Source organism: Streptomyces sp. NPDC013457 (genome assembly GCF_043089925.1).
GTDB lineage: Bacteria > Actinomycetota > Actinomycetes > Streptomycetales > Streptomycetaceae > Streptomyces.
The window spans coordinates 175264-192590 of the sequence record NZ_JBICBL010000010.1 but is presented as its reverse complement, the minus strand read 5'-3'; the positions used below and the strand labels follow the sequence as shown (position 1 = coordinate 192590).

General features: G+C 72.7%; 14 protein-coding genes. 10 read left to right on the top strand and 4 right to left on the bottom strand.

All coding sequences use genetic code 11. The features are described from left to right. Nucleotides 1–179 precede the first annotated feature (179 nt). The 3 genes from ACF1G2_RS26655 (at nt 180) to ACF1G2_RS26645 (ending at nt 3974) form a co-directional block, all read left to right on the top strand. Nucleotides 180–914 carry a MerR family transcriptional regulator gene (locus ACF1G2_RS26655; RefSeq protein ID WP_391800693.1) on the top strand — a complete coding sequence of 245 codons (735 nt, stop codon included), beginning with the start codon at nt 180–182 and terminating at the stop codon, nt 912–914. Between the two features lie 79 nt (nt 915–993). After that, nucleotides 994–2586 carry a M28 family peptidase gene (locus tag ACF1G2_RS26650; protein ID WP_391800692.1) on the top strand — a complete coding sequence of 531 codons (1593 nt, stop codon included), beginning with the start codon at nt 994–996 and terminating at the stop codon, nt 2584–2586. Nucleotides 2587–2774: 188 nt separating this feature from the next. Next, nucleotides 2775–3974 carry a cysteine desulfurase-like protein gene (locus ACF1G2_RS26645; protein ID WP_391800691.1) on the top strand — a complete coding sequence of 400 codons (1200 nt, stop codon included), beginning with the start codon at nt 2775–2777 and terminating at the stop codon, nt 3972–3974. 203 nt (nt 3975–4177) lie between these two features. Here ACF1G2_RS26645 and ACF1G2_RS26640 read toward each other — a convergent pair whose 3' ends face one another. Beyond that, nucleotides 4178–5104: a MurR/RpiR family transcriptional regulator gene (locus ACF1G2_RS26640; protein WP_391800690.1), complete on the bottom strand. Its 927-nt coding sequence runs from the start codon at nt 5102–5104 to the stop codon at nt 4178–4180. Nucleotides 5105–5281: 177 nt separating this feature from the next. Between ACF1G2_RS26640 and ACF1G2_RS26635 the strand changes: the two genes are divergently transcribed. Next, complete coding sequence (locus ACF1G2_RS26635) at nt 5282–6058, top strand: hypothetical protein (RefSeq protein WP_391800689.1); 777 nt, start codon at nt 5282–5284, stop codon at nt 6056–6058. A gap of 54 nt (nt 6059–6112) precedes the next feature. Continuing rightward, nucleotides 6113–6931, top strand: a complete 819-nt coding sequence (locus ACF1G2_RS26630; RefSeq protein WP_391800688.1) for an SDR family NAD(P)-dependent oxidoreductase — start codon at nt 6113–6115, stop codon at nt 6929–6931. Nucleotides 6932–6964: 33 nt separating this feature from the next. Here the strand turns inward: ACF1G2_RS26630 and ACF1G2_RS26625 are convergent, their stop codons facing one another. Then, complete coding sequence (locus ACF1G2_RS26625; RefSeq protein WP_391800687.1) at nt 6965–7507, bottom strand: FABP family protein; 543 nt, start codon at nt 7505–7507, stop codon at nt 6965–6967. 199 nt (nt 7508–7706) lie between these two features. On the opposite strand from ACF1G2_RS26625, the gene ACF1G2_RS26620 reads away from it, so the two are divergent. The 4 genes from ACF1G2_RS26620 to ACF1G2_RS26605 all read left to right on the top strand — a co-directional run bounded on the left by ACF1G2_RS26620 (nt 7707) and on the right by ACF1G2_RS26605 (nt 12855). Next, the gene (locus tag ACF1G2_RS26620) at nt 7707–9866 is read left to right on the top strand and encodes a DUF4139 domain-containing protein (protein ID WP_391800686.1); all 2160 of its coding nucleotides are present in this window, start codon (nt 7707–7709) and stop codon (nt 9864–9866) included. A 6-nt stretch (nt 9867–9872) separates the two neighbouring features. Then, entirely contained in the window at nt 9873–11498 is a 1626-nt protein-coding gene (locus ACF1G2_RS26615; protein WP_391800685.1) for a DUF4139 domain-containing protein, read from the top strand. A gap of 119 nt (nt 11499–11617) precedes the next feature. Then, nucleotides 11618–12091 (top strand): VOC family protein, encoded by a 474-nt coding sequence (locus ACF1G2_RS26610; protein WP_391800684.1) that lies wholly within the window; start codon nt 11618–11620, stop codon nt 12089–12091. Nucleotides 12092–12183: 92 nt separating this feature from the next. Next, complete coding sequence (locus ACF1G2_RS26605) at nt 12184–12855, top strand: DUF4389 domain-containing protein (RefSeq protein WP_391800683.1); 672 nt, start codon at nt 12184–12186, stop codon at nt 12853–12855. A gap of 52 nt (nt 12856–12907) precedes the next feature. On the opposite strand, the gene ACF1G2_RS26600 is transcribed toward ACF1G2_RS26605, so the two are convergent. After that, nucleotides 12908–13495 (bottom strand): hypothetical protein, encoded by a 588-nt coding sequence (locus ACF1G2_RS26600; protein WP_391800682.1) that lies wholly within the window; start codon nt 13493–13495, stop codon nt 12908–12910. Between the two features lie 149 nt (nt 13496–13644). Here ACF1G2_RS26600 and ACF1G2_RS26595 point away from each other — a divergent pair, with 149 nt between their 5' ends. After that, nucleotides 13645–15777: a SpoIIE family protein phosphatase gene (locus ACF1G2_RS26595; protein WP_391800681.1), complete on the top strand. Its 2133-nt coding sequence runs from the start codon at nt 13645–13647 to the stop codon at nt 15775–15777. 24 nt (nt 15778–15801) lie between these two features. On the opposite strand, the gene ACF1G2_RS26590 is transcribed toward ACF1G2_RS26595, so the two are convergent. Beyond that, entirely contained in the window at nt 15802–17001 is a 1200-nt protein-coding gene (locus ACF1G2_RS26590) for a PP2C family protein-serine/threonine phosphatase (RefSeq protein WP_391800680.1), read from the bottom strand. Nucleotides 17002–17327: the final 326 nt, after the last annotated feature.

The window sequence follows — 17327 nt, the reverse complement described above, 5'->3', positions numbered from 1 at the left end:
CGCGACGACACGCATCTCTCACGGGACAGCGAAACTCCCCTTTGAGCCAATTCCCCGGCCGCGACCATCACCATGCTTGTGCCCCTGCATTCGTGCCGCATAAGGTCACCGCGACCGGGAATTCCCAGTCCGGCCGTGAAGCACATCGTCCCCAGTATCCGACCGAATCCCGGTGGAATATGTCACCGCTCTCCGCGCTGAGCCGCAGGACCAACGTCCCGGTTCGCACACTCCGTTCCTATCAGGACCTCGATCTCCTTCCCACACTTCCCGAATACGATGAATCACATGTACGCAGGGTTGCACTGGTAAAGGCGCTGCTGAACATCGGCGGGCTTCCGCACGCCGAGGTACGCCGACTCGTCAGGCACGTCGAGGACGAACGCCCACCGGCGAGCGAATTGCTCCGCATCACGCAGTACGCCTTACCCAGCCCCGGCTCCGCCTCGCACGACGAGGAGTGGGAACGGGCTCAGGCCAGGGTGTCCGACCTGGTCCGGGGCTGGGGCTGGCAGGTGAGCCCGGACAACCCCGCCTGGCAGACGCTCTGCCAGGTGACCGTAGCCTGCACATCGCTCGGTCACCATGAAATTCCACGGTTGTTCCACGCCTATGCCGAACACCTGGAGCGGATCGCACGGCTCGAGGTGCAAATTCTCGGCGAACAGGGCCACCCGGAAAGCGCCGCGACAAGTCTGGTGGCGGTGACCGCACTCGGCGACATCGCCGTGTCCGCCTTGCGCCGGCTCGCCCACGAGCATTTCCTGGCGTCGACGGGGACCGGAACGGAACACTCCTCCGCCCGCGAGGCCGTCCCCGGCAGCCGGGCGGACTCCCCTCCGGTCGGCGCGACGCCGGACGTCCACCCACCTCTCCTCCACGACATCGCCACAACTGTGCATGAAATAAAGTGAGTTCTGGCACATGTGTTCACAGAACGCCCCAGAGATCGCTAGCTTCCCCTCAACATCGTTCGCACCGGGAAGGACCTCTGTGAACGCATCACCTCGCAGAGCCGCGGCCACCCTGGCCGCAGCTGCTCTCGCGACCCCGCTCCTGCTGGGCTCCGCCTCACCCGCCTCCTCCCCACAGGACAGGCCGGCCAAGGACGCCGCCGCGCTCTCGAAGGCGCTCGTCCGCGAGGCATCCGCCAAGGACGCCTACAAGCACCTGCAGAAGTTCCAGGCGATAGCCGACTCGGCCGGCGGCCACCGCGTCGCCGGCTCGCTCGGGCACGACGCCTCGGCGGCCTACGTCTACCAGCAGTTAAAGAAGGCCGGGTACAACGTCTCGTACCAGAAGTTCTCCTTCATCTACACGCAGACGCTGGCCGAAAAGCTCTCCACCGTCACGCCCTCCCCGCGCGACATCGAGATCAAGGCCCTCACGTACACCAGGTCGACACCCGTCGGCGGGGTCGAGGCCGAGCTGGCGGCCGTGCCGGTCGACGCGGACGGCACCACGGGCTGCGAGCCCGGCGACTACGCCCCGGGCACCTTCACCGGCAAGATCGCGCTGATCAAGCGCGGGGGCTGCGCCTTCGCCGTCAAGCAGGAGCAGGCCGCTGCCGCGGGCGCGATCGGCGCCCTCATCTACAACAACATCGACGCCGGCTACGGCCCGCTCTCGGGGACGCTCGGCGACCCCTCCGCCGCGAAGATACCCACCGGCGGTCTCAGCAAGGCCGACGGCGAGAAGCTCACCGCGGACCTGGCAGGCGGACCGGTGAAGCTCTCCCTCGAGATCCGCCAGCTCCAGGAGAATCGTTCCACCAATAACGTCATCGCCGAGACCAAGGGCGGCAACGCGGCCGACACGGTGATGCTCGGCGCCTCCCTGGACTCGGTGGTCACGGGCCCCGGCATCAACGACAACGGCTCCGGCTCCGCCGGACTCCTCGACGTCGCGCTGAAGTTCGCCGCGAAGGAGAAGAGCCCGCGCAACAAGGTCCGCTTCGCCTGGTGGTCGGCCGCCGAGAGCGGCCTGGTCGGCTCCCACCACTACATCGCGAACCTGACGCCGCTCGACAAGCGGGAGATCAAGCTCTACCTGAACTTCGAGCTCATCTCCTCCACCAACGGGGGCATGTTCGTCTACGACGGCGACAACTCGGACGGCGCCAACACGCAGGCCGCCCCGGCGGGCTCCGCCCGGCTCGAGCAGGACATCACCGCGTTCCTCGGCAAGCAGGGCCAGCCGCACGCCGGGACGCCGTTCGTCTTCCGCTTCGACTACGGTCCGTTCCTCGACGCCGGCATCCCCTCGGGCGGCACGTTCTCCGGAGCCGAGGCGCTCAAGACGCAGGCCGAGGCCGAGAAGTTCGGCGGTACCGCGGGGGTCGCGTTCGACCCGAACTACCACGCGGCCGGCGACACCCTCCGGAACGTCGGCATGGCGGTCTTCGACCGCAACATCGACGTCATCGCCAACGCGGTGGGCACGTACGCGCACGACATCAGCGCGCTGAAGCAGCAGCAGCCCGCCGGCGCGCGGACGGCCGCGGAGACGGGCCACGGCCCGGACCACGGCGTCACCGCCGGCGGCTCCGGACCGCGCGGTTCCGGCGCCTTCGGTGTGACGGAGTAGAACGGCGCAGACTCCAGGCCCCCGGTGCCGGCGTCCCGATCGACGGACCCGGCACCGGGCGGCGCCCCACCCCGAGGCGCCACGCACCAGGAGCCGTGCCCCACCGGGCACCCCGCTCCCAGGCACAGCCCACAGCACAGCCGCCCCACCTCGTCGCCCCACCCGTCGCCGGACAGAAAGCAGACGCCATGGCCTTCGACGTCACCGCCCTCCGCGCCCACTTCCCCTCCCTCGACCACGGCCTCGCCTTCTTCGACGGGCCGGGCGGTACGCAGACCCCCCGCCCCGTCGGCGAAGCCGTCGCGGCGACGCTCGTCGGGCCCCTCTCCAACCGGGGGACGGTCAGCCCTTCGGAGCTCAACGCCGAGCAGTCCGTGACGGACTTCCGGGCCGCCTACGCCGACTTCCTCAACATGCCCGCGAACGGCATCGTCCACGGGCGCAGCGCCACCCAGCTCACCTACGACTTCTCCCGCACCCTGGCCAAGGGGTGGAAGGCGGGGGACGAGATCATCGTCAGCCGTCTGGACCACGACACCAACGTCCGCCCCTGGGTCCAGGCCGCCGCGCACGCCGGCGTGACGCTCCGGTGGATCGAGATCGACCCGGAGACGGCGGAGATCGACCTGGAGTCGTACGAGCGCGCCCTCTCCCCCAGGACACGCCTGGTCGCGGTGACGGCGGCCTCGAACGTCCTCGGCACCAAGCCGCCCATCCGCCGGATGGCCGACCTGGCCCACGCGGCCGGCGCCCTGCTGTACGTGGACGGGGTGCACTACGCGGCGCACCACCTCGTGGACGTACCCGCGCTGGGCGCGGACCTGTTCGTCTGCTCGTCGTACAAGTTCCTCGGGCCGCACTGCTCGGTGCTCGCCGCAGCGCCGGAGCTCCTCGACACCCTCCGCCCCGACAAGCTGCTGCCCTCCTCCGACGACGTGCCGGAGCGCTTCGAGTTCGGGACGCTCCCGTACGAGATCCTGGCGGGCGCCCGCGCGGCTGTGGACTTCCTCGCCGAGGTGGACCCGGGCGAGGGGGGCACCCGAAGGGAGCGGCTCACGCACTCCTGGAGCTCCCTGCACGCGCACGAACTGGCGCTCCGTACGAGGCTCGAAGAGGGGCTCCGGACGTTTGGTGACGCCGTCACCCTGCGTTCGAGGGCGCAGGACCGGACGCCGACGCTGCTGATGACGCTCGAAGGACGGAACGAGCGCGAGGCACAGATCCATCTGGCGGCCCGCGACGTCCTGGCCACCGCCGGCCAGTTCTACGCGTACGAGCCGTTCACCGCGCTGAAGCTGGAGGGTCCCGCGCTGCGGGCGGGTCTGGCGCCGTACAACACGGTCGAGGACGTGGACCGTCTGCTCGACGGTCTCGCTTCGTTCCTCTGACATGACGAGTGTGCGGCGGCTCCGGCCCAGGGGTTGACCGGAGCCGCCGTGCCGTTCAAAAACAGGGGGTCTGAGGAGGAGGGGGCGACCCGCATGTTCTGTTCGGGCCCGTGGGGGCTCCCACAGTAAATATATATACCGTCGAGTAAGCAAGGTGCATGAAAAATTACATGCACCGTCAGGGCATGAAAATCAGCCGCCGGTCAGTCGTCCAGGAAGAAATCGTGCTGTTCCGCCGCCTGCTCGTACTTCTCCAGCCGGAGCTGCGTCCGCTCCGGATCCGCGTCCGCCATGGCCTGGAGCAGGGCCGCGGAGAGCACCCCCGGCGCCGCGTACGAGTCGAAGACCAGCCGTGACCCCGTACCGGCGGTGAACACCACGTCGGCCTCGTCGACGAAGGGGCCGAGCGCCAGGTCCGTGATCAGCACGACGCGCAGCCCGGTGCGGCGGGCCGCCCGGACCACGGCGAGGGTCTCTTTCGCGTGCCGGGGCATCGCGAACGCCAGCACCCAGGTCCCGCCCGCCTCGCGCGCCTGGAGCAGCCCGTCGTAGGCGACGCTGCCGCCCCGCGTCACCACCCGCACGTCGGGGTGGATGCGGCGTGCGGCGTACGCGAAGTACTCGGCGAGCGTGACCGAGATGCGCAGGCCGACGACGGTCAGGGGGACGGACCGGGCCAGCTCGCGGCCGATCTCCAGGATCTGGTCGGGGTCGGCGAGCACCCGCCGCAGGGCGGTCAGGTTCTCGATCTCGGCGTCGACCGCGGACTGGAGCTCGTTGCCGAGCCGCTCCTCCGCCTCCTCGGGGGCGCCGGCGATCGCACTGAGCGCGATCGGCTGCAGGGCCTCGCGGAGCGCGGGATATCCGCTGAACCCGAGCGACGTGGCGAACCGGGTCACGGACGGCTGGCTGACACCGACGCGCTCGGCCAGCTCGGTGATCGACAGGAACGCGGCCTCGGTGAGGTGGTCGATGAGGAACTGGGCGATGCGCCGCTGCCCGGGGGACAGCCGATGGCCGCCGAACAGTGCCCGCACCCGCTCGGCGGGAGAGGCGACCTCCGCGTCCGACGAGCGCCTGCCCGGTGTGATCGCGGCTGCCTGTGCGCGCGCCTGCTGCCCAGATGGCACGGGGTGCCTCCTTCTCGTCCCACTGCTGCCCAAGATAGTTCACACGGGCCGGGCTTGACCGGCCCGGACGCGCGAGGGGCATCAAGGGCGACTCCGGGGGAAGGCGCTCGCCTGCGTGCCCACCGACCCCGGTGGGACGAGCGCCCCCACCGGTGTCGTGAAGGGCAGGATTCCACCATGAGACTCACCCTCGACGACGGCTGGACCGCGACGGTGACGGGCGACCCGCTGCGCGTCACCCCGCGCTTCGACTTCGCCGACCAGCGGGTCCGCGTCGCGGCGTACGCGGACGTGGAGGAGCGCGAGCGGTTCCTGACCGACACCTTCGGCAGCGACCCGTTGCTCTGGGACACCCCCGACGAACTCCGGTTCGACGGGCGGAGCCGGGAACTGGTCGGCGCCGAGTTCCGGTTGCCCTCCTGGGTCGCCGACGCCGAGGACTGCGCGCGTATACCTCGCACGCCGTCCGCCCGGCCGGGTGGCCTGCTCGCGGACGAGGCACGGGACTTCCGTCTGGAGGTGACCACGGAGCTCTGCCGCGCGCCCGGCGACACCGTGCTGACCTGTCTGCGCGACCTCGACGTCCTCGACCGGCCGCTGGAGGCCCGCGTCGGCATCGCCCGCGACATGGCGCTGCTGGTCCAGGACGGGACCGTCGTCGGCTGGAGCCTGACCGACCCCGCGACCTATCTGACCACCGGCTTCGCCGCCCCCGACCCGGCACCCGCGACGCCGGCGACCCGGCTCCTGTTCACCGCGTGCATGGACCTGGTCACGTCGCCACTGCTCGACCGGGTGAAGGACCGGGACCCGGACGCCCTGACCGGACTGCGGACGCTCGACCACGCGCTGCGGGAGCAGAGCGAGGACCGCCACCGGGCCGACGCCCTGCACGCGCTCATCGCCGGCCTGGTCGAGGACCACGCCGCCCGCCCGGGCGACCGCAAGCCGTGAAACGATCGTCACGACGGCGGCGGACGACGGCGGACGACGGAGGCTTCGACGACCATGGCTGATCAGCGCGTGTACCTCGTGACCGGCGGCGGGACGGGCATCGGCGCCGCGACCGCCCGCCTCCTGCGGGAGGCCGGCCATCACGTGGCGGTCTCCGGGCGCCGGCCCGAGCCGCTGCGGCTCGTCGCCGAGGAGTACGGAGCGCTTGCCCTTCCCTCGGACATCGGCGACCCCGAGGCCGTGCGCGCGCTCGTCGCGGCGACCGTCGAGGAGTACGGCCGGCTCGACGGGCTCGTCCTCAACGCCGGCATCGGACGCGGCGGCGGTGTGGGCGAGGTGACCTTGGAGGACTGGGACGCGGTGATGCGGACCAACCTCACGGGCCCGTTCCATCTGCTGCGCGCCGCACTCCCTCATCTCCTCGACGCCCGGGGCGCGGTGGTCGCGGTCGCCTCCGTCTCGGCCCTGCGCAACGGCGTGGGCAACGCCGCGTACGCGACCTCCAAGGCGGCCCTGCTCCAGCTCTGCCGGTCGCTCGCGGTCGACTACGGGGCCTCCGGGCTGCGTGCCAACACCGTGTGCCCGAGCTGGGTGCGCACCGACATGGCGGACCGCCGGATGAGCCGGTTCGCCGACGAGGCGGGGCTCGGGACCGGAGGTGTCGACGCGGCGTACGAGGAGGTCACCCGCGTCCTGCCCGCCGGGCGGCCGGGCGAGCCGCGCGAGGTCGCCGAGGCCGTCGCCTGGCTGCTCTCGCCCGCCTCCTCCTTCGTGAACGGCGCGGTGCTCACCGTCGACGGCGGCGTGACCGCCGTCGACCCGGGCACGCTGGCCTTCGACTTCCGCATCGAGCCGCGGGGCCAGCACTCCTGACGTGGCGTCAGGAGTGCTGTCCCTGAGGCGAGGTCAGGAGCGGCGGCGCAGCCGCACCGACAGGTGGTGCTGCAGGGGCTGTCCGACCGCCGCCAGGTCGTGGACGAAGTCGAGCGTGTCCTCGTCCGCCAGGGTGTAGCGGCGGCGCGTCGCGTTCACCTCCTTGGCGGTGGGTGTCAGCGCTACCTCGTGGGTGGCGAGATCGACCGCACCGGCGTCGGCCCGCCCGACGAGGATCTCCGCGATGCCCGTGGGCTGGGTGACCAACGCCTCGACGCGACCCTCGGGTTGGATCCGCCACCAGCCGCTCTCCCGGGCCGACGGCCGCAGCGGGGCGCCGTCCGCGTCGAGCAGCCAGGCACGTGCCTCGTAGTGGAGGAAGGGCCGCCCGTCGTGGCTGAAGGTGACCTCCTGCGCGTACGTGAACTTCTCGTCGAGCGTCGGATACCCGCCCCGGCCCTCGCCGGTCCAGGTACCGAGCAGCCCGGTCACCGGCGCGAGCTGCGGGTGCGGTGCGGGCGCCTCCTCCGGTCGCAGGGCGTCGGGGAACGGATACTTCCGGGCGGGGTCGAACATGATGCGCGCTCCTGGGTCGTGGCGGGTGCCGGCACCGATGCCGGTGCGGGAGCCGGTGCCGGACGGCAGCTTAGGAGGACGCGGCCCATCCGCCGTCGGGGCGCGAGGCGCCGGACGGCGTCTTCCCGGCCGGGGCGGACGTGCGGGGCCGCCCGGGCGTAGGCTGCGACCGGCAGGAACGCGACGGGGGCGGGAGCAGATGACGGCTGAGCCGGTACAGCGGTGGGAATCGACCCTCGATGCGGTCGTGGTGTACGCCCAGGGCGCGCTCTGCCGCCGCCTGGCCAGGGGCGGAGTGCCGGCCGACGGCCGGGTGCGAGTGACGGGACTGCCCCGCTCGCTCGACCCGGGTTCGCTGCGGGCCCGTGTCCTCGGCACCTCCGGGGTGCGCGTGACGGAGGCCCGGGTGGAGGTCGAGGCCGAGCCGCTCGGCGCGGATGCCACGGGCGGCACGGCCGACGAGCTGCGGCGCGAGGTGGAGCGGCTGAGCGACGCGTACGCGGCCGCCCGGGCCCGCCGCGACCGTCAACTGAGCCTGATCGAGGAGATCAAGGCCCTCCACCCGGTCCCGCCCGCCCGTAAGCGCGACGACCCGCACCGCCGCACTCCGGCCGAAGCGTGGCTGGAGCTCGCCGAATTCGTCGACGACCGGCTGACGGGACTGCACAGCCGCCTCGTCGAGCTGGAGGAGACGCTGCGCGACGTCGAGCACGAACTCGACGTCGCGCACGACCGGCACGCCCGCGCCTCCACCGCCGCGTCGTCCGCGTACGTGGAGACGACCGTGTCCGCGGTCCTGAGCCTCGACACCGCCGGCTCCGACGACACGGAGGCGGGCGCCTCGGCGGACGTGGAGGTGGAGCTGGAGTACGGGGTTCCGGGCGCCGTCTGGGTGCCGACGTACCGGCTCACGCACCGTCAGGGCGACGGCGGCGGACGTCTGGTGCTGCGTGCCTCGGTCGCGCAGCGGACCGGCGAGGACTGGACCGGCGTGCGCGTCGCTCTCGCCACGGCCGATCTGCGCCGCCGCACCGACCTGCCGAAGCTGCGCTCCCTCCGCATCGGACGCCGTCAGGCCGCCCCCGCGCCCTCCGGCTGGCGTGAGCCCCCGGCGGGGCTCGCCGACCTGTTCGCGGGGTACCAGTCGGCCGGCCCCCGCCCCGCGCCGCCCGGCGCCTTCGCTGCCGCCGCGGGCGGGGCCGGCGGTGCGGGCGCGGCCGGGACCGTCTCCGTTCCGCTCCCGCCTCCCCCGGTGCCCGCCCCGCAGGGCTACGGCGCGCAGCCGCCCGGAGCGCTCCCGGCGCCCGGCGGCGCGTACGGCTCCTCCCCCGAGACCCTGGGTGCCGGGATGCCCGCGCCCGCTCAGCCGGGAGGGCCGCCGCCGACGGCCCGGTCGCGTTCGGGCGGCGGGTTCGGTGGCGCTCCGGTGCCTCCCCCCATGGCAGCCGCAGCGCCCATGGCGCCCGCCGCGCCCGGTGGGCCCCCGCCGCCGCGGCCCGCCCCTCCGGCGCCGGTGGCAGGTCCGCCGCAGCCGAGCGGCGCCGAGCTCGACTACGCCGCCCTCGTCCTGTGCGGCCCGGACGAGCCGGGCAGTCGCAGGGGCCGGCTGTTCCCCGGCTCCTCCTTCGACCCGAAGGCGGCCGAGTACCGTCGCCGGGCCGAGGCGGTGGCGGCGCTGCCGCTGCCGGGGCACGCCGTTCGCCCCCGCGAGTCGGCGGGCTCCTTCGACCACCGTTTCGACGCCACCGCCCGCGCCGACATCCCCTCGGACGGCACCTGGCACACCGTCACCGTCGGCGAGATCCCGGTAGGTCTGCGGACCGAGTACCTCTGCGTGCCGTCCGTCGAACAGACGGTGTACGGGACGCTGGTGCTCTCCAACGCCACCGGCCAGGCCCTCCTGGCGGGGCCGGTGGAGGTGACCGTCGACGACGAGTTCCTGCTGACCGCCGCCCTGCCCACGCTCGCCCCCGGGGGTGTCCGCCGGGTGGGACTCGGGCCTGCCGAGGGGATCCGGGTCACCCGCCGTACGAGCCTGCAGGAGTCGACCTCCGGCCTGCGCAACAACACCACGGTGCTGGCCCACCAGGTCCACGTGGAGCTGGCCAACCGGCTCGCGCGGCCCGTCACCGTCGAGATCCGCGAGCGGGTGCCGGTCACCTCGGAGACCGACGTACGGATCGAGGAACGGGCCGACTGGACGGCGCCCGGGGAGGACACCGGGCCGGACCGCCACGCACCGGGCACCCGCGTCTGGCGGGTCGACCTGTCGGCGGGCGCCACCGCAGCCCTCGACGGCGGCTACGAGATCCGCATCCCGGCCGGCAAGGCCCTGGCCGGCGGCAACCGCAGGAGCTGACGCATCATGTCCACGGCCCCGAAGCCGATCGCACCCGCCGCGAATGCCGTCCCCACGAGCGCCGTCCCCGCGACCGCCCTCGCCCCGATCGCTCTCCCCGTCACCGCCGTCACCTGCCTCGAAGACCGGGCCCACGTCGAGCGCACCGCCGTGCTCGACCTGGAGGCCGGAGTCCAGCGCCTGCGTCTCGGGCCGGTCAGCGCGCTCGCCGTGGACCGGACCCTCCACGCCGAGCTGACCGCCGACCATCCCGCGAGCGTGCTCGACGTACGGATCGTCCGCAGCTGGACGCCCCGCGGACCGCTGCCCCCGGCCGAGGACGACTCCGCCCTGCGCCACCGTGTCCACGCCCTCGAAGAGGAGCGGCTCACGCTCGGGCAGCGTCGCGAGCGGCTGCACGCCCGCCTCGGCCTGCTCGGCCGCCTCGCCACCGATCTGCTGCGGGACATCGGTGAGGGCGCGGGTTCCGGGGAGACCGAACGGGACCGCTGGACCCGCGAACTGGACCGGGTGGACGCCGAACGCGACGCGCACGGTGAGGAACTCCGCGCGGTCGACGCCAGGCTGGCCGCCCTCGCCGCCGAACTGGGTGCGGCCCAGCGGGCCATGGACCTCTCCGAGGAGGAGCCCGCCGAGCTGGTCGGCCATGTCGAGCTGACCGTGGAGGCCGCGGCCGCGGGGCCTGTGGGGCTCCGGCTGAGCCACCTCACCCCGTGTGCGCTGTGGCGGCCCGCGTACCGGGCCGTGCTCGACGGGGACTCCCTGACGCTGGAGACCGACGCGATGGTCTGGCAGCGCACCGGCGAGGACTGGACGGACGTACGGCTGACCCTGTCGACGGCGCGTTCGGCACTGGCCACGGAGCCGCCGCGGCTCGGCGAGGACCGGCTCACGCTCACGGACCGCTCCGCGGCGGAGCGCCGTACGGTCGACGTGGAGCTGCGCGAGGAGGAGATCGGCGACCTCGGCCCGGCGACCCCGGTGCTCGGTCTGCCGGGGGTCGACGACGGCGGCGAGGCGCGGGTCCTGCGCGCCCCCGCGCCGGTGTCGGTGCCCGGCGACGGCCGCGCCCACCGGGTGCCGCTCTCGGCCTTCACGACGGCCGCGCGCAAGGAGTACGCCTGCTCCCCCGAGCTGTCCCCGCTGGTCACGCAGGTGGTGCGGTGCGACAACCGCTCCGGCCACGTGCTGCTCGCCGGGCCCGTGGACCTGGTCCGCGGCAGCGGGTTCAGCGGGCGCGGAACGCTGGACTTCACGCCGGTCGGCGCCCCGGTGGAGCTGACGTTCGGCTCCAGTGACGACTACCGGGTGGTCCGGCGGTCCGAGGAGTCCCGCGAGACCACCGGTATCTCCCAGCGGACCGTGGTCACCCGCACGGTGCGCCTGCATCTGTCCCGCTTCTCGGCCCCCGGAGAGCAGGGCGAGCACGTGGTCGGCCTGCGTGAACGGCTTCCGGTCTCCGAGGTCTCGGCGGTGGAGGTACGTCTCCACAAGGACGCGTGCTCCCCGCCGCCCGACGCGGTCGACGCCGAGGGCATCGCCCGCTGGGACGTCGCGCTCCCGCCGGGGGGCCGCCGCACGATCACGCTGGTCTACGAACTGTCGGCGAGCGCCAAGGTCACGGGACTCTGACCGGGCGGCGCGGGACGTGGTCGCGCGGATCCGGGCGGCACCGGAGCGATGATTTCCGGGCCGCCCGACGGTCGTACCCGTAAGAGCCGCAGCGCACCCGACGAGACCAGGAGTCCGCGATGCCCAGGATCACCCCCAACCTCTGGTTCGACACGCAGGGCAAGGAGGCCGCGGAGTTCTACTGCTCGGTCTTCCCCAACTCGGAGATCAGGAGGATCTCCTACTACGGCGAGGCGGGACCCCGCGAGGCCGGAAGCGTGATGACCGTCGACTTCGTCCTGGACGGGAAGGACTTCACCGCGCTCAACGGCGGGCCCGACTTCACCTTCAACGAAGCGTTGTCCCTGCTCATCGACTGTGCGGACCAGGACGAGGTCGACCACTACTGGTCCAAGCTGTCCGAGGGCGGCGAGGAGGGCCCCTGCGGCTGGCTGAAGGACCGGTTCGGCGTGAGCTGGCAGGTCGTGCCGTCCGTCCTGGAGGAGCTCATCGCCGACCCGGACGAGGCCCGCGCCCAGCGGGCGATGAAGGCGATGCTGGGCATGGGGAAGCTCGACGTCGCCGCGTTGCTGGCCGCGGCGGACAAGTCCTGACCCGTACAAGACGGGCGGGGCTCCCGGTGGGCCGGAGGGCGGAACGGCGCGATCATGGAGGTGAGGGACGCTGACGCGAGGAAGTGACGATCATGGACGGCTCCCGGTCCTCCTACCCTCCGGTCACGGTGACGGCCCGGCTGGACACCCCGCTGTCGCGCTGGTTGTGGCTGGTCAAGTGGGTCCTGGTGATCCCCCACTGGATCGTCCTGATCTTCCTCTGGATCGCCTTCCTGCTCGTGACCGTGATCGCGTTCTTCGCGATCCTGTTCACCGAGCGCTATCCCCGGGCCCTGTTCGACTTCAATCTGGGGGTGCTGCGCTGGTCCTGGCGGGTGTCCTTCTACTCGTACAGCGCCCTGGCCACCGACCGGTACCCGCCCTTCAGCCTGGGCCCGGAGCCCGGATACCCGGCACGGCTGGACATCGCGTACCCGGAACGCCTCTCGCGCGGGCTGGTCCTCGTCAAGTGGTGGCTGCTCGCCATCCCCCAGTACCTGGTCATCGCCTTCTTCGCCGGCGGGGTGCGGGCAGGCTGGTGGAGCGGCGGCCTGACCGCCCTGCTGGCCCTGTTCGCGGCCGTCGCCCTCGCCTTCACCGGCCGGTACCCGCGGGATCTGTTCGTCCTGGTGGTCGGCCTGAACCGCTGGGTCCTGCGGGTGGCGGCCTACGCCTTCCTGATGACGGACGCCTACCCGCCGTTCCGGCTCGACCAGGGAGGCGAGGAGACCCCCGTCAAACCGTGGCCCGTCGGGGACCGCTGACGACACGGCGCCCGGCCCGGCTCGTGGACGGCGACGGACGTGCATGTACGGCTCAGGAGTAGACGATCGGGCAGCCGCGGCGGATCGCGTGCTGGGCGGCGCGCAGGTACAGCGCGACGTAGAAGGCCGTGTCCAGGTCGCCGCTCCACGGCCCCGGGCGGGCCGTGGCCAGTTCCTTCGCCGCTCCGTCCATGAACCACATGGTGAGGTCGAGGTTGTCGCACATCGAGGGGGTCTCGGCCGGCAGGGCGATGGCCGCCGCCAGTCTCTCCGCGAGGGCCAGCACCTGAGGCGCGCCCGCGATCACGGTCGACTCCGTGTAGCCGGTCTCGACGGGGACCCGGATCTCCTCGTCCAGCGACAGCGGCACCAGCACCGACCAGCCGCAGACCGTGTCGGTCTCCTCGCGTGTCAGGTGCGCCTCGCACAGGGCGCTGAACCCGTCCATGGGAGGGATCAGCTTCTCCTCGAACGACTGCCCCGAGCCGCGCACGAAGTCGACAGCCTCGGGCACGGAGAAATAGGGCGCCAGGCCTCTCTGCCGCAGTTCTCCGTTCAGCGCCGCGGCGACTTCGCCCCACCCGCCCTCGTCCCCACCGAACCACTCCTCCGCGTCGACACTGACCAGGTACATGCCCATGGCCGCAACGTACAGCGCACCGCTGACATCCGGCGGGCCCCCGGACCGGTCGCGATCGCCGGCAGGACCGGTTTCGGCTTCAACTTCCATCAGGTCCGGGGCTGCGGCGCCCGGTGGCATCCGTCCCCGCCCTTCCGCAGACTTTGCGTATGAGGGCCGATGCCGAGGCGTTCCTCCGTCGACTCGCCCGGGAGTTCCGACCACGGGCGGACCGCTCGGTCGATGTGATCCTGGTACGGCTCCAGGAAGAGCTTCCCGAGCTGTGGGAGCACGAGGATCTGGCCGCCATCGCGCTCAGTGAGACGGCCGGACACATCATGACCTTCCTCGACGCCCTCGAGAACGGCCTGGACGCCACCGAGGCCGAGCCACCACCCGAGGGCCTCGAACTCGCCCGGACCTTCGCCCGGCGCGGACTCTCGCTCAGCACGCTGCTGCGCGCGTACCGGATCGGCCACATGAGCGTGCTCCAGCAGCTCCAGACGGAGGCGCTCCGGCTGACGAGGGACGCGGAGCTGGTCAACGCCGCCACGATCAGGATGACCGGGACGGCGTTCGCGTACGTCGACAGGGGCTCCGAGCAGGTGGTCGCCGCGTACCAGGAGGAGCGCGACCGGCGGCTGCGGCGGCGCCTCGCCCTGGCGGCGGAGGCGAGCCTGCGGATCGGCAGCACGCTCGACATGTCCCGTACCGCGGAGGAACTGGCGGAAGTCGGCACCGAGGACTTCGCCGACCTGGTCGTCGTCGATCTCCTGGAGGCGGCACCCTTGCGCGAGGACACCCCGCCCCACCCGGCCGCGGAGGATCCGGTCCTGCGTCGCGTGGCGCAACTTCCCGCCCGGCACGGGTCGTTCGCCGTCGCCCTCGGACGGACGCACCACTTCCCGCCCGGTTCCGCCCCGGCGCGCGCGCTGGCCACGGGCACGCCCGCCCTGTGCGAGGTGAAGGGCACGTCGGCGTGGTGGACCCCGGCGGCGGGCGGCGACGCCGCCTTCCCCTCGGTCCTGCTGCTCCCGCTCCAGGCACGCGGGAGCGTCCTCGGCCTCGTCCAGTTCTTCCGCGGCCCCGACGCGGCCCGGTTCGACGAGGACGACCTGCATCTCGCCCAGGAGATCGCCGCCCGCGCGGCGGTGTCGATCGACAACGCCCGCCAGTACACGCAGGAACATCTGACCGCGCTCACCCTCCAGCGCAGCCTGCTCCCCCGGCACACGGCCGTGCAGTCGGCCGTCTGGGCGGCCTCGCGCTATCTGCCCAGCGGAGCGCGGGCGGGCGTCGGCGGCGACTGGTACGACGTGATCGCGCTGTCGGGTGCCCGTGTCGCGCTCGTCGTGGGCGACGTCGTCGGCCGCGGCCTGCACGCCGCCGCCACCATGGGCCGCCTCCGTATGGCGGTCCGGGCCTTCGCCGACATCGACCTGATGCCCGACGAACTCCTCACCCACCTCGACGACGTGGTCATCCGGATGCAGCGCGAGGAGGGCCGCGAGGACGGCGAACTCAGCGCCACCTGCCTGTACGCGGTGTACGACCCGGTCTCCCGCGTCTTCTCGCTGGCCAGCGCCGGACACGTGCCCCCGGCCGTGGCGCACCCTCCCGGCGCCGGACCCGCCGATCTCCCCGAGGTCCCCGACCTCCCCATCGGCCCACCCCTGGGGATCGGTGGACTGCCCTTCGAGACCGTCCAGCTGACCTTGCCGGAGGGCAGCCTGCTGGCGCTGTACACCGACGGCCTCATCCAGAGCCGTACGTACGACGTGGACACGGCCCGCGCCGCGCTGGGCGACGCCCTCGCCGGAGCGCCGGAGGACCCGGAGGAGGTCTGCGACCGGCTGCTCGCCGCGCTGCTGCCCCAACGCCCCGCGGACGACGTCGCCCTTCTCGTGGCCCGGACCCGCGCGCTCGACCCCGGCCACGTCGCCACCTTGGACGTCACCTCCGACCCGGCGGCCGTGGCCGGGGCCCGCGCCTTCACCGCCGAGCGGCTCGCCGACTGGGGTCTGGAGGAGCTGGCCTTCACCACGGAGCTCGCGGTCAGCGAGCTGGTGACGAACGCGATCCGGTACGGCAAGCCGCCCGTCCGGCTGCGGCTGATCCTCCAGTCCACCCTCATCTGCGAGGTCTTCGACGGCAGCAACACCGCGCCGCACCTGCGCCGTGCCCGGACCTCCGACGAGGGCGGCCGCGGACTGCTGCTCGTCGCCCAGCTGGCCGAGCGCTGGGGCACCCGGCAGGGCCGTGACGGCAAGGTCATCTGGGCCGAGCAGGCCCTCCCGGCATAGCCGAGGCCGCCTTCCTCCCGCCGGCTAGGTGTCGGCGCCGGCGTGCGCGTCGCGCTCGCCGTTGCGGGGGCCGTGCCAGTCGAGGCAGAGGACGGTGGCATCGTCCTGGAGGTGGCCGCCGCAGGACTCGGTGACCGCCTCCGTCATGGCGCGCACCACCTCACGGGGATGCTCGTCCGCGGTCTGCAGGAGGAGGGCGGGCAGGTCGACGGCCTGGGCCCGGCGTTCCTGCATGCCGTCGGTGTAGAGGATGAGCCGGTCGCGGGGGCGCAGGTCCAGGTCCTGGACCCGGTAGTGCCTGTGCGGGGTGATGCCGAACGGCAGATCCACCTGCGGACGGATCTCCTCCACCGTCCCGTCGCGCAGCCGGAGCGGCCACGGATGGCCCGCGTTGACGAAGTGCGCGCCGCCTCCGTCGAGTCCCACGCGGAAGAGCTGCCCGGTGACGAAGCTCCGGCCGTGCTTGTGGAGCGCGGCATTGGTCTCGTAGGCCTGCCGGGACAGATCCGCTCCGTTCCGGCGAGCGCGGCGGGAGGCGTTGACCGCCAGGGTGGCCATGAGGGCGGCCTGGACGTCATGGCCCATGGCGTCGGTCACGGACAGGTGCAGGGTGTCGTGATCGAGGGTGTAGTCGTAGGTGTCGCCGGCGATGGAGTCGGCGGGCACGAGGGAGCAGGCGAGGATGAATTCGGCCGCCTCGCAGGTGGGAGCGGTGGGCAGGAGCTGGCGCTGGATCTCGGCGGCCAGACTCAGCTGGCTGGTGCGCTGGCCGAAGTGGTAGAGGTCGGTGAAGCGGCGATCGGTGACGATCATGTACGCCAGCGCGTGCGCCGCCTCCTCCACCTGCTCCAGCACGTCCTTCGTGGCCTCGGGCAGGGAGAGTTCCAGGATCCCGATGGTGTCCCCGCGGTTGGTGACCGGCGCCAGGACCCGCCGGCCGCTCCCCCGCTCGCGGGGCGCCCGCACCGGCTTCTGGGTGCGCAGCACCTCGTCGTACACGCTGCCGGCCAGGGGAATCTGCTCGGCACCGCGTCTCTCCTCGGTGGTCGTGTGCTCGGTGACCCGTACGACGCGGCGGCCGAGGACGTCGACGAACAGGAAGGACACGTACCGCGCGCCGAACCGGTCGTGCAGATGCCGTGAGACGACGTCGAGCGAGGCCATCGGTGCCGCGTCCTCGGCGGCGGAGAAGATGTCCGCCAGCCCTATCCGCTCGTGCGCCACAACGGCCACCTCCTCGGACCCATGATGCCCATGCACCGACACCGGCGACATCCGGGCGGGCGGAGGAGCCACGGACGCGCCCGGCCTCCGGACGGCCCCGTCAGCCCAGGAAGCTCAAGCGCACCTGGCGCTCCGGGTCGTCACCGGACCTGGCGATCAGCCCGGTACGGCGCGGGGCGGAGCCCCGCATCCACCGGCGCTCCCCGGCCCGAAGACACAGGGCACAGGGCACAGGGCACAGGGCACAGGGCACAGGGCCGGTGCGTGAGGCGAGGTGGCAGGGACATGGAGACAGGTCGGGCAGGCGGAGGCCGCAGGGAGACCGT